This is a genomic window from Hylemonella sp. P2_B10 (genome assembly GCF_056404875.1).
The window spans coordinates 314,199-326,819 of record NZ_JBFUDE010000003.1; the positions used below are offsets into that span (position 1 = coordinate 314,199).

A 12,621-nucleotide genomic window follows, 5' to 3' on the forward strand; every position below is an offset into this window, starting at 1 on the left:
GTTGTGTGGCGACCAGCATGGCAAATGCGTCAAAAAAATGGCGCCTACATCCTGACCAAACAGTTAGTTTTATAAAGCCATTGTGTGAAAGTTTCGTGGATGTTTGCCCGCATGATGCACCCCTCGAAAACCCTAGGTTGTCAAATATTCCGACATCTCTTCTGGCCGCTTGCGCGCGCGGATGCACCGCTAAAGGGCAGGCAGCTTCTCTGTGCCGTATGCAAGACGCGCGTACCATGCGGGGCGGGCCGACCGGAGCTGCGCATCCGCAACCGGTCCGTGGCCGTAACCGTGTTGTGATCGATCCTTGGAGGAGAGCTTGATGACGAAGATGCACCTGCTGCTGGCATGCGCCCTGGCCCTGCTGTTGCAAGCCTGCGGCAAGGAGGACGGGCTGATGGCGGCCAAGCCGGCCCCGTTGGCGGGCGCCTCTGCACCCGCGCCGACGGCCGCTGCGGCGGTGGCCACGGCCTACCTGGACTATTCGGGCCGCGATGACCAGCTCAGCGGCGGCGCCCGGCTCATCCCCATCACCACGCCCAAGGGCAAATTCAACGTCTGGACCAAGCGGGTGGGCAGCAACCCGACCATCAAGGTGTTGCTGCTGCATGGCGGCCCCGGCGCCACGCATGAATACTTCGAGGCCTTTGACAGCTACTTCCCCAACGCCAGCATCGAGTACTACTACTACGACCAGCTGGGCTCGTTCAACAGCGACGCGCCGGACGACCCGGACCTGGTGAACCTGCCGCGTTACGTGGAAGAGGTGGAGCAGGTGCGCCAGGCGCTGGGCCTGGACAGCAAGAATTTCTACCTGCTGGGCCATTCCTGGGGCGGCCTGCTGGCGATCGAGTACGCGCTGAAGTACCAGCAGAACCTCAAGGGCCTGGTGATCTCCAACATGATGGCGAGCATCCCGGCCTACAACGACTACGCCAAGAAGGTGCTGATGCCGGCCATGGACCCCAAGGCGCTGGCCGAAATCCAGAAGATGGAGGCCGATGGCAAGACCGAAGACCCGCGCTACATGGCGCTGCTGATGCCGCACCACTACGAGAAGCACATCCTGCGCATGCCGGCCGCGCAGTGGCCGGAGCCGGTGAACCGATCGTTCAAGCACCTGAACCCCAAAGTCTATGTGCCGATGCAAGGCCCGAGCGAGCTGGGCGCCAGCGGCAAGCTGCTCAATTGGGACCGCGTGGCCGACCTGGGCAAGATCACCGTGCCCACGCTGGTCATCGCCGGTCAGCACGACACCATGGAGCCGGCCCACATGGAGATGATTGCCAAGACGGTGAAGAAGGGCCGCTACCAGCTGTGCCCCAACGGCGGCCACATGGCGATGTACGACGACCAGAAGAACTACTTCCCCGGTCTGATCCAGTTCCTGAAGGATGTGGACGGCGGCAAGTTCTGAGCGGCCGGGTGCCTTTGCCGTGAGCGGACCTGACGCCACAGCCCTGTTCGAGCACGGCGTGCGCCTGATGCTGACCGGCGACACGGCGGCGGCGCAAGACTGCTTCCAGCAGGCCGCAGATGCCGCGCCGGACCTGGCCGAGGCGCATGCCAACCTGGGCTACTTGCAAGACCTGCGCGGCGCGCGCGAAGCCGCTGAGGCCAGCTATCGCCGCGCCTTGGCGTTGCAACCGCACAGCGTGGAGACCTTGCTGAACCTGGGTGGCCTGCTGGCGCAGCGCAAGCATCTGGGCGAGGCTGAGGCCTGCTACCGCCAGGCGTTGGAGCTGCAGCCGGACCAGCCCCAAGTCTGGTCCAACTTGGGCGCGTTGTACGCCAATTTGCACCGCGACGTCGAAGCCGAGGCCTGCTGCCGCCGAGCCATCGCACTGGCGCCCGAGCGGCCGAAGGCAACTTTCAACCTCAGCTACCTGCTGCTGCGCCAGGGCCGCTATGAAGAGGGCTGGGCCTGCTTCGAAGCGCGCGACTGGTACGCCGCGCTGGCGCGCCATCTGCAATGCCCACGCTGGCAGGGGGAGCCCTTGGCGGGCAAGTCCGTGTTGCTGGGCTACGAGGCCGGTCATGGCGACATGATCCAGTTCTGCCGCTACGCCGCCGAGCTGAAGGCGCGTGGTGCGGCGCACGTCACGCTGCTGTGCCATCCAGCGTTGAAGCGCTTGTTTGCCAGCCTGGCTGCGGTGGACAGCGTGATCGCCTTTGACGAACACGTGCCCCACACCGGGTGGGATGTGTGGACACCGCTGATGAGTTGCCCGTTTTACTGCCAGACGCGGGTGGACAGCCTGCCTGCAACGCTGCCCTACCTGCATGCGCAGGCTGCTCTGGTTGATCAATGGCGCGCGGCGCTGCCGGTGTCTGGCCTGCGCGTGGGATTGGCCTGGAGGGGCAACCCCAAGTTCGACAACGATGGCGACCGCTCGCTGCCTGATCTCTCGGTGCTGGCGCCGCTGTGGCAAGTGCCAGGCGTCAGCTTCGTCAGCCTGCAAAAAGGCGCAGGCGAGGACCAGGCACGCCATCCGCCCGCCGGCCAGCCTTTCCTGGACCTGGGTTCACAGGCGCAGGATTTCGCCGACGTGGCCGCGATGGTCGCCAACCTGGATCTGGTCATCAGCGTGGACACCGCCGTGGCGCACCTGGCTGGCGCTTTGGGCAAGCGGTGCTGGTTGATGCTGCCGGCCTACCAGACCGATTGGCGCTGGCTGGATGCGCGCAGCGACTCGGTGTGGTACCCCGATGTCATGCGCTTGTTCAGGCAGCGCGTCATGGGCGATTGGGCACCGGTGGTCGAACAGATCAAAGCTGAACTGGCGGCGCTTGGGCAAGCGCAAGGCGAACGCTAGCCTCACCCCTCCATCAAGCCCGCCAGCTGCATGTGCTGCAACAGCATGATGGTCTTGGCATCGCAGATCTCGCCGCTGGCCATCATCTCCAGCGCGCGTGCCAGCGGCAGCTCCAGCACCTCGATGTCCTCGCCTTCGTGCGCGTGCCCGCCACCCTCGGACACCTTGTCGCCAGGTTGGTATTCACCGACGAACAAATGCAGCACCTCGGTCACCGCCCCTGGGCTCATGTAGGCCTGGAACACCTTGCGCATCTCGTGTACGCGGTAGCCGGTTTCCTCCTCGGTCTCGCGGCGCACGCAGGTCAGCGGGTCGTCGGCGTCCAGCGCGCCGGCACAGGCCTCGATCAGCATGCCGTCGGCATGGCCATTCAGGTAGGTGGGCAGGCGGAACTGCCTTGTGAGCAGCACCGTGCGCTGTGCGCGGTTGTACAGCAGGATGGCGGCGCCGTTGCCGCGGTCGTAGGCTTCGCGGCTTTGGCGCTGCCAGTTGCCGTCGCGGCGCTGGTAGTCGAACACGTGCTTTTTCAACACGGACCAGTTGTCGGACAGCATCTCGCTGCTGACCATGCGCACGCGGGGGTTCATGCCTGAAGTCTAAATCAGTGACAATGCCGCCCATGCAAGCGCCTTCCGCCACAACTCCGGCCACCGCGTTGTTCAGCGTCAACCACCTGACCAAGCGCTATGGCGATGCCACCGTGGTGCAGGACCTGTCCTTCACCGTGCAGCCGGGCGAGTGCCTGGGCGTCATCGGGCCCAATGGCGCCGGCAAGACCACCACGTTGCGCATGTGTCTGGGGCTGGTGGTGCCCGATGGCGGCGCGGTGGAGGTGATGGACCTGCACATGCCGCGCGACGCGCTGGCCATCAAGGCGCAGCTGGGTGTGGTCAGCCAGTTCGACACGCTGGACCCGGATTTCAGCTGTGCCGAGAACCTGCTGGTCTACGGCCGCTACTTCGGCATGAAAGATGCCGCCATCAAGTCGCGCATCCCCGAGCTGCTGGAATTTGCCGCGCTGTCGCACAAGGCCGATGCCAAGCCCGGCGACCTGTCCGGCGGCATGCGCCGGCGCCTGAGCCTGGCGCGCGCGCTGGTCAATGACCCGCGCCTGCTGATGCTGGACGAGCCCACCACCGGGCTGGACCCGCAGGCCCGCCACCTGATGTGGGAGCGGCTGCAACTGCTGTTGCAGCGCGGCAAGTCCATCTTGCTGACCACCCACTTCATGGACGAGGCCGAACGCCTGTGCAACCGCCTGCTGGTGCTGGACCATGGCAAGAAAATCGCCGAAGGCCGGCCGCGTGACCTGATCGCCGAACACCTGGAGCCCGATGTGGTGGAGGTGTATGGCGTGGGCGCGCTGGACTTGGCCGAATCCCCGTTGCGCGCGCTGGCCGGGCGGGTGGAGGTGAGCGGCGAGACGGTGTTCTTCTACACCCAGGACGCCCAGCAGTTGCTGCAGGCGCTGGCCGCGTCACACGCGCAGCTGCGCACACTGCACCGGCCGGCCAACCTGGAAGACCTGTTCCTGAAACTGACCGGGCGGCAAATCCGGGAGGATGGCTAGATGAGCACAACCACAGCAAGCACCGGTCCATCAACGGCGCCCCCCGGCATCTGGCGTCCACCGGCACTGTCAATGCGCTTCTGGCCGGTGTTCCTGCGCAACCTGCTGGTGTGGCGCAAGCTGGCCATCCCCAGCCTGGTGGGCAACATCGCCGAGCCGCTGATCTGGCTGGTGGCCTTCGGCTATGGCATGGGCATGCTGGTGGGGCAGGTGGACATGGGCGGCACCAAGGTGCCCTACATCCTGTTCCTGGCCAGCGGTTCCATCTGCATGAGCGCGATGAACGCGGCCTCGTTCGAGGCGCTGTATTCTGCCTTCTCGCGCATGCATGTGCAAAAGACCTGGGACGGCATCATGAACGCGCCGGTGGGGCTGGACGACGTGGTGCTGGCCGAGATGCTGTGGGCGGCATACAAGTCGCTGTTCACGGTCACAGCCATCCTGGGCGTGATGCTGGCGCTGAACATCAGCCATTCACCCAAACTGCTGCTGGCCTGGCCCATCCTGCTGCTGGTGGGCATCACCTTCTCCTGCCTGGCGCTGATCTTCAACGCGCTGGCCAAGGGCTACGACTTCTTCACCTACTACTTCACGCTGTTCCTCACGCCCATGATGTTTCTGAGCGGCGTGTTCTTCCCGCGCGAGCAGTTGCCCGGTGTGGTGCGCGTGCTGTCCGACTGGCTGCCGCTGAGCAATGCGGTGGCGCTGGTGCGCCCGCTGTTCATGGACCAGTGGCCTGACCACTGGCTGCAGCCGGTGCTTGTGCTGGTGGCCTACACCGTGGGTGGCTTCTGGATCGCGCTGGCGCTGACGCGCAAGCGCTTTCGCGGTTGAGCTTGGCAGGGTGCAGGCGCGCGGCCGCTCAGCGGGGGTCCGCCAGTGGGCCAAGAGGTACTCCAGGCCTCCATGACCCCCCGAGCTTGCTTCTTGTGCAAGCATCTGTGGGAAGCCACAGAGGCCCTGTCAGGTTCAGTCGTTCAACTGGAAGTTGAATTCCTGCACGGCCGTCACCTCACCGGCGCTGGCCTCGCAGCGGTACTGCAGCATGGCGGCCTTCACGGCGGCGTAGAACACCTTGGGGCCGGAAAGGTTTGTTACGTTTGTTACGGCGCCGCCCCGGATGGTGGCGGTGGCACGCACCACACCGGTGGTGCCGGCCATCACCGCCGCGCGCGGCATTTCGGGCTTGACCATGCGCGGGCAGGCGACGTGGATGTCAGCCGAAGGCGGGGCTGGGTTGGCCACCACCACCGGGGCGGGCGGTGGCGTCACGTCCGGCACCGGCACCGGTACCGGTGTAGCCTCAATCTGCATGGCCGGGGCTTCCACCGGTGCCACGTCCGGCGGCGGCACGAAATCCGGCACGGTTTGCGGCAGCGCCTTGGCGGTGGGCGGCTCGATCTTCTTGGGCGGCGGCGGGGGCGGCGGCTGTATCTCTTCCGGCACGTCCACCATCACGATCTGCTTCGGCATCATCTTGACGATGTCGCGGTGCAGGCCGGTGGCAAAGCCATAGACGATGAGGATGTGCAGGGCAATGACAAAGATCACGCCAGTGGTCTTGCCGCTACTGCCCGGGGGGCGGTAGACGTGGGGGGTGGTCAGCAAGGCTTCCATGTGGGGCTCCCTTTCTGGTTGTTGCGGTATGCAAAACCATTGTGGGAAACGCCCCGGGACGCGTCAATCAGACGGCATGCCGTCTGTTGGCCGCCTTGTTACAAATCTCGCGGCCCCTGCGCTGTGGCTGCCATGGTCAGGCATACAGCCCCGCTGCGACAAGCGAATGTTTGCGCCTACTTCAGCAGGCAGGCTGTCTGCGAGTCGGCATTCAGCGCATGCAGTTGCGGCAGCTCCGTGCTGCAACGCGCCTCGGCCTTGGGGCAGCGCGTGCGGAACACGCAGCCCGAAGGCGGGTTGATGGGCGAGGGCAGGTCACCCTGCAGCAGTTGCACCACCTTGTTGCGTTCGGTATCCGGGTCGGGCACGGGAATGGCGGACAGCAGCGCCTCGGTGTAGGGATGGCTGGGGTTGCTGTACAACGCCTGCTTGCGCGACAGCTCCATCTCATGGCCCAGGTACAGCACCAGGATGCGGTCGCTGATGTGCTTGACCACCGCCAGGTCGTGCGCGATGAAGATCAGCGACAAGCCCTTCTTCTTTTGCAGGTCCTTCAGCAGGTTGACGATCTGCGCCTGGATGGACACGTCCAGCGCCGACACCGGCTCGTCGCAGATGATGAGCTTGGGCTCCAGGATCAGCGCGCGCGCGATGCCGATGCGCTGGCATTGGCCGCCGGAGAACTCGTGCGGGTAGCGGTTGATCTGCTGCGGCGTCAGGCCCACCTCGGTCATCACCGCGCGCACCTTGTCCAGCACTTGCGCGGGTGTGAGCTCGGGCTTGTGGATGCGCAATGGCTCGCCGATGATCTGCGCCACCGTCATGCGCGGGTTCAGCGAGGCCAGCGGATCCTGGAAGATCATCTGGATGTCCTTGCGCGCGCTCATCCATTCGCGCGCGCTGGCGTTGTGCATGGGTTGGCCCAGCCACAGGATTTCACCCGCGGTGGAAGGGATCAGGTTCAGGATGGCGCGCGCCAGCGTGGACTTGCCACAGCCGGACTCGCCCACCACGCCCAGCGTTTCGCCCTGGTAGAGGTCGAACGACACGCCGTCGACCGCGCGCAAAGTCTTCTTCGGCTCCCAGGCCCAGGCGTTGTGGCTCTTGACCTTGAAATGCACGCGCAGGTCGCGCACCGACAGGATGGGTTCACCCTGGTGAAGTACATCAGACATGGGTTGCCGCCTCTTGTTGTGCGCGCACGGCCACACCGCCCAGCTCGCTCACCGGCACATGGCAGGCGCGCAGCGTCGGGCTGCCGGGTACAGCCGCCACCAGTGGCGGTAGGTCGTCGGCGCAGCGCGGCAGCACGTTGCGGCAGCGCGCGCTGAAAGGGCAGCCCTTGGGCAGGTCGTTCATGTTGGGCGGGTTGCCGGGGATGCTGACCAGTTCGGTGTTGTCGCCGTCCAGGCGCGGCAGCGCGCCCAGCAGGCCAATGGTGTAGGGGTGGGTGGGGTGGTAGAAGATCTGCTGCGCCGGTGCGTGCTCCATCGCGCGCCCGCCGTACATCACCATCACCTCGTCGCAGATGCCGGCCACCACGCCCAGGTCGTGCGTGATCATCACGATGGCGGTGCCGAAGTCGCGCTGCAGGTCGCGCAGCAGTGACAGGATCTGCGCTTGCACCGTCACGTCCAGCGCGGTGGTGGGCTCGTCGGCCACCAGCACCTCGGGCTCGCACAGCAGCGCCATGGCGATCATCACGCGCTGGCGCATGCCGCCGGAGAACTCGTGCGGGTACATGCGGATGCGCCGGGCGGCGTCGGGGATCTTCACCGCGTCCAACAGCTCGGTGGCGCGCTTGGTGGCCTGCTTGCGTGACATGCCCTTGTGCAACTCCAGCACCTCGGTCATCTGGCGCTCCACCGTCAGGTAGGGGTTCAGCGAGGTCATGGGGTCCTGGAAGATCATCGCCATGCGGTTGCCGCGGATCTTGTTCAGCTCGCCCGCCGGCATGGCCAGCAGGTCGCGCCCCTGGTACAGCACCTGGCCGCTGGCGCGACCGTTCTTGGCCAGCAGGCCCATCATGGCCAGCACGGTCTGTGATTTGCCCGAGCCCGATTCGCCCACGATGCCCAGCGTCTGCCCCCGGTCCAGCGCGAAGTTCAGGCCGTTGACGGCGTATACCAGGCCGTCGTTGGTGGTGAATTGCACGCCCAGGTCCTTGACCTGCAGCAGTTTGTCCGTTGTCTGCGTCATCAGCGGTCTTTCGGGTCCAGCGCGTCGCGCATGCCCTCGCCAATGAAGTTGGCGCAATACAGTGTCAGCGACAGCATGCCGCCAGGGAACAGGATCATCCACGGGCTGGTGGACATCACGTTGGAGCCATCGTGGATCAGCACGCCCCAGCTGGTCATGGGCTCTTGCACACCCAGGCCCAGGAAGGACAGCACCGACTCGGTCAGGATCACCGAGGGCACGGTGATGGAGGTGTAGATCACCACAATGCCCAACAAGTTCGGCACCACGTGCTGGAAGATGATGCGCCAGGTCGGCACGCCGATGGCGCGCGCCGCCTCCACATACTCCTTGGACTTGATGGACAGCGTCTGGCCGCGCACCACGCGCGCCGTGTCCATCCAGGAGAAAGCCGAGATGGTCAGCACCACCAGGTAGAACTCGCGGCCCAGGATGGTCACCATCAGGATGGCGATCAGCAGGTAGGGCACGGCGTACAGCATGTCCACCACGCGCATCATGAAAGCGTCCACCTTGCCGCCCAGGAAGCCGGCGGTGGCGCCCCAGACGATGCCCAGGCTGACCGACACCAGCGTGGCCAACAGGCCCACCACCAGCGAAATGCGCCCACCGATCAGCGTGCGCACCAGCAGGTCGCGGCCCAGTTCGTCGGTGCCGAACAGGTGCAGTGCGTTCCAGGTGGGCGCCATGCCCATGGAGTTCCAGTCGGTGTCCTCGTAGGAGTGCGGCAGCACCCAGGGGCCGACGATGCAGACCAGCGTGACCAGCGCCAGCAGCGCCATGCTGACCACGGCGGCGCGGTTGCGCATGAAGCGCAGGCGCGCGTCGGTCCAGGGGCTGCGGCCCGGCGGCGCGCTGGCGGTGGCCTGGGCGATGTTGTCTGCGAGAGCCGCTTCTTTGGCATTCATGGTGAGTTGCATCTCAGTAGCGGATCTTCGGATCGAGGAAGGCGTAGGCCAGGTCGACCAGCAGGTTCAAGGTGACCGCCAGCAGCGTGACCAGGATGACCAGGCCCAGCACCAGCGTGTAGTCGCGGTTGCCGGCGCCGTTGACGATCAGCTTGCCCAGGCCGGGCAGCGAAAACCAGGTTTCCGTCACCACTGCGGCGGTGATGGACGAGATGGCCAGCGGCCCCAGCACCGACACCACCGGCAGCAGCGCCGGGCGCATGGCATGGCGCAGCACCACGGTGCGCAGCGGCAGGCCCTTGGCGCGCGCGGTGCGTATGAAGTTGGAGCTCAGCACCTCGATCAGGCTGCCGCGCATCACCCGGCCGATGGTGGAGACGTTGATGAACGTGAGCAGCGCGATAGGCAGGATCATGTAGCGCGCCTCGAAGTTGTTCCAGCCGCCCGAGGGCAGCCAGGGCAGCCAGATGGCGAACACCAGCACCAGCACCGGGCCGATGACGAAGGAGGGGAAGGCGCTGCCGATATTGCCGATCAGCATCACCGCATGGTCGACCATGCTGTTCTGCTTCAGCGCCGCCACGATGCCCAGCAGCACGCCGATGACGATCGAGATCACCATGGAAATGCCGCCAATGGCCAGCGACACCGGCAACGCAGCGGCCACCAGGTCGTTGACCGACCAGTCGGCAAAGCGGAAGGAGGCGCCCAGGTCACCGTGCAGCAGGCCGTCCAGGTAGTACAGGTACTGCTTCCACAGCGGCATGTCCAGGTGGTACTTGGCCTGCAGGTTGGCCAGCACCGCTTCCGAGACCTTGCGCTCGCTGTCAAAAGGGCCGCCGGGGGTGGCGTGCAGCATCAGGTAGCAGACCGTGATCACGGCCAGGACCGTGGGCAGGGTCGCCAGGATGCGGCGAAGTGTGTAAGACCACATGGGTGCGGGATCTCCGTTTGTGTCACGCCAGCGCGGCGCCGGACTTTGGTCCGGCTTGGCGGTTGGGGGGCTGCCTTGTGGGCGGCTCGCCTGGCGTTGGGGAAACTGATGGTCGGACGGTCACCGGGGCACACCGTCCCGCCGTATCAATGCTTGATGATGTACAAATCCTTGCTGCGGAAGCGGTCCAGCCAATTGATGTTGGTGTAGCCGCCCACATAGGGTTTGACCAGCCGTGGCACGGTGTACTGCACCAGCGGGATCATCGGGTAGTCCTCCATCACCATCCGGGCCGACTGGGTCAGCAGCGCCTTGCGCTTTTCCGGGTCCGTCTGCAGGTTGCCCTGGCGTGCCAGTTCGTCGGCCTGCTTGTTGCAGTTCTTGTTGTCGTTCTGGTCGGAGCTGCACTGCACGGTGGCCAGGAAGGTGGTGGCGTCGTTGTAGTCGGCGATCCAGCCATTGCGGGCAATCTGGTAGTCGCCGTCATGGCGCTTCTTCAGCAGTACCTTGAACTCCATGTTCTCCATCTCGGTTTCCAGACCCAGCTTGGTCTTCCACTCCGAGGCGGCGAAGATGGCCATCTTCTTGTGGTATTCGCTGGTGTTGTAGGCCAGTCTCAGCTTGGTGCCGGGTTTGACGCCCGCCTCAAGCAGAAGTTTCTTCGCCTCGGCCACCTTTTTGTCCATCGGCCATTTGGCCCAGTCGTATTCGGTCACGTCGGCGCCGGCCAGGCCCTTGACGATCAGGCCATAGGCCGGAATCTGGCCGTCCGCCGTCACCTTCTTGGCCAGCACGTCGCGGTCAATCACCAGCGACAAGGCCTTGCGCACGCGCACGTCCTTCAGCAGCGGGTCGGTGTTGTTCAGGCCGAAGTAGCGTATGCCCAGCATGGGCGAGTTGCGGATGTCTTTCGGGTTGGAGGCGCGAAACTGGTCGAAGGTGCTGGGCGGCAGCTGGTAGACCCAGTCGTTCTCGCCGGACTGGAACAGCTTGACGTCGGCATTGCCGTCTTCCACCGGCAGGTAGGTCACCTTGTTCACCACCACGGACTTGGCGTCCCAGTACTTCGGGTTCTTCTCGATCACCACCTTGCTGTTGACCTGCCACTCTTTCAGCACATAGGCACCGTTGCCCACCAGGTTGCCGGGCTTGGTCCAGTCCTTGGTGTGCTTTTCCAGCACGGTGCGGTCCAGCGGGGCAAACTGCGTGTTGGACAGCAGCTCGGGTAGGAAGGGCGTGGGCGCCACGGTCTTGACTTCCAGCGTGTACTTGTCCAGCGCCTTCACGCCCAGCTCGGAGGGCTGTTTCTGGCCCTTGGCGATCTCCAGCCCGTTGACGAAGAAGATGCCGTAGGTGGTGGAGTAGGTCGAGGCCGTCTTGGGGCTCAGGAAGCGCTGCCAGGCGTAGACGAAGTCTGCCGTGGTGATGGGGTTGCCGTTGGAGAACACCGCGTCCTTGCGCAGTTTGAACACCCAGGTGGTGGCGTCCACCTGTTTCCACGACTCGGCCACGCCGGGCACGATCTTGCTGTTGTTGTCCGCCGCCGTCAGGCCCTCGAACAGGTCACGGCAGATGTTGTTGGCGCCCACCGACTCGGCCACCGCCGGGTCCAGCGTCTCGGATTCCGAAGCGTTGTTGCGCACCAGTTCCTGCTTGTCGCTCAACAGCGTGCCGGGGGGCACCACGGCCGACAGGGCGATTCCGCCGAGGCTCAAGGCGGCCGCCACGGCCACGGCCTTGAGAAGCAGGGTTTTCTTCATGGCGATCAATCTCCTGGGTATCGGCTGACACGGTGAAAGGGGTGAATCGGCGTGTCCCCGCGAGGGGCTCAAGAATCGGCTTTGTGGGCTCGTTTCCGAGAGCGCAGCAACTGCGCAAAACGGCTGGAATTATGCCCGTTTGCGCATGCGCTCCCTCAGGCTCAGCGCAACGGCTGGCCAAAATAGTGTGACGCCTTGACGAAAAGAACACATTTTACCTTACGGGCATAAAGGTTTCTCAAAATTAAATTTGACACAATTTAATTGCGAACATACAATTCCCTCCATGTCAAAACACACCCTGCCCTCCACCGATGCCGCGCTGCTGCTGGACAACCAGCTGTGCTTCGCGCTGTATTCCGCGTCGCTGGCCATGACCAAGCTTTACAAGCCTCTGCTGAAGGAGCTGGGACTCACTTACTCGCAATACATCGCCATGCTGGTGCTGTGGGAGCGCGACGCATTGATGGTCTCCGAGCTGGGCGAGCGCCTGCACCTGGATTCGGGCACGTTGACGCCATTGCTCAAGCGCCTGGAGTCCAGTGGCCTGGTAGCCCGCATCCGCGCCACCGACGACGAGCGCCGCGTGCACATCCGCCTGACGGCCAAGGGCCGGCAGCTGAAAGACAAGGCGCTGCGCATCCCCAGTTGCGTGCTGGAAGCCTCGCAGTGCGAAGTGCCCGAGCTGGTGGCCTTGACGCGCCAGGTGCAGTCGCTGCGCGACACGCTGGCCCAGGCGGCCTGATCCCCTTTTACGTTCACTCACCCTTTCTCAACCCGCCTCATCACTACCCAGAGGCCAACCCAAGGAAAACAC

The 12,621-nt window shown here is 64.7% G+C and carries 11 protein-coding genes and 1 pseudogene; 5 read left to right on the plus strand and 7 right to left on the minus strand.

Annotated features, from left to right (window positions below; genetic code table 11):
• Window positions 1–322 precede the first annotated feature (322 nt).
• A complete protein-coding gene (locus tag AC1DX2_RS13940) occupies window positions 323–1,417 on the plus strand; it encodes a proline iminopeptidase-family hydrolase (RefSeq protein ID WP_477196960.1) in 1,095 nt (364 codons plus the stop codon).
• A 19-nt stretch (window positions 1,418–1,436) separates the two neighbouring features.
• Entirely contained in the window at window positions 1,437–2,816 is a 1,380-nt protein-coding gene (locus AC1DX2_RS13945; RefSeq protein ID WP_477196961.1) for a tetratricopeptide repeat protein, read from the plus strand.
• Window positions 2,817–2,818: 2 nt separating this feature from the next.
• Here the strand turns inward: AC1DX2_RS13945 and nudK are convergent, their stop codons facing one another.
• The gene (gene nudK, locus AC1DX2_RS13950) at window positions 2,819–3,403 is read right to left on the minus strand and encodes a GDP-mannose pyrophosphatase NudK (protein ID WP_477196962.1); all 585 of its coding nucleotides are present in this window, start codon (window positions 3,401–3,403) and stop codon (window positions 2,819–2,821) included.
• 128 nt (window positions 3,404–3,531) lie between these two features.
• Here nudK and AC1DX2_RS13955 point away from each other — a divergent pair.
• Both AC1DX2_RS13955 and AC1DX2_RS13960 read left to right on the plus strand, forming a co-directional pair.
• A pseudogene (locus AC1DX2_RS13955) lies at window positions 3,532–4,386 on the plus strand (ATP-binding cassette domain-containing protein); the annotation flags it as partial.
• A complete protein-coding gene (locus tag AC1DX2_RS13960; protein ID WP_477196963.1) occupies window positions 4,387–5,220 on the plus strand; it encodes an ABC transporter permease in 834 nt (277 codons plus the stop codon). It begins immediately after the preceding pseudogene.
• Between the two features lie 135 nt (window positions 5,221–5,355).
• Here AC1DX2_RS13960 and AC1DX2_RS13965 read toward each other — a convergent pair whose 3' ends face one another.
• The 6 genes from AC1DX2_RS13965 to AC1DX2_RS13990 form a co-directional block, all read right to left on the minus strand.
• Complete coding sequence (locus AC1DX2_RS13965) at window positions 5,356–6,003, minus strand: energy transducer TonB (RefSeq protein WP_477196964.1); 648 nt, start codon at window positions 6,001–6,003, stop codon at window positions 5,356–5,358.
• Window positions 6,004–6,179: 176 nt separating this feature from the next.
• Window positions 6,180–7,178, minus strand: coding sequence for a murein tripeptide/oligopeptide ABC transporter ATP binding protein OppF (gene oppF / locus AC1DX2_RS13970; RefSeq protein WP_477196965.1), 999 nt, complete (start codon window positions 7,176–7,178; stop codon window positions 6,180–6,182).
• Window positions 7,171–8,202, minus strand: coding sequence for an oligopeptide/dipeptide ABC transporter ATP-binding protein (locus AC1DX2_RS13975; protein WP_477196966.1), 1,032 nt, complete (start codon window positions 8,200–8,202; stop codon window positions 7,171–7,173). The genes oppF and AC1DX2_RS13975 overlap by 8 nt, the downstream gene beginning before the upstream one ends.
• Window positions 8,202–9,110: an ABC transporter permease gene (locus AC1DX2_RS13980; protein WP_477196967.1), complete on the minus strand. Its 909-nt coding sequence runs from the start codon at window positions 9,108–9,110 to the stop codon at window positions 8,202–8,204. Before AC1DX2_RS13980 ends, AC1DX2_RS13975 begins: the two co-directional genes overlap by 1 nt.
• Window positions 9,111–9,123: 13 nt before the next feature.
• Window positions 9,124–10,044, minus strand: coding sequence for an ABC transporter permease subunit (locus tag AC1DX2_RS13985; protein WP_477196968.1), 921 nt, complete (start codon window positions 10,042–10,044; stop codon window positions 9,124–9,126).
• Window positions 10,045–10,190: 146 nt separating this feature from the next.
• Window positions 10,191–11,804 carry a peptide ABC transporter substrate-binding protein gene (locus tag AC1DX2_RS13990; protein WP_477196969.1) on the minus strand — a complete coding sequence of 538 codons (1,614 nt, stop codon included), beginning with the start codon at window positions 11,802–11,804 and terminating at the stop codon, window positions 10,191–10,193.
• Between the two features lie 286 nt (window positions 11,805–12,090).
• Here AC1DX2_RS13990 and AC1DX2_RS13995 point away from each other — a divergent pair, with 286 nt between their 5' ends.
• A complete protein-coding gene (locus AC1DX2_RS13995; RefSeq protein ID WP_477196970.1) occupies window positions 12,091–12,549 on the plus strand; it encodes a MarR family winged helix-turn-helix transcriptional regulator in 459 nt (152 codons plus the stop codon).
• The last annotated feature ends 72 nt before the right edge of the window (window positions 12,550–12,621 follow it).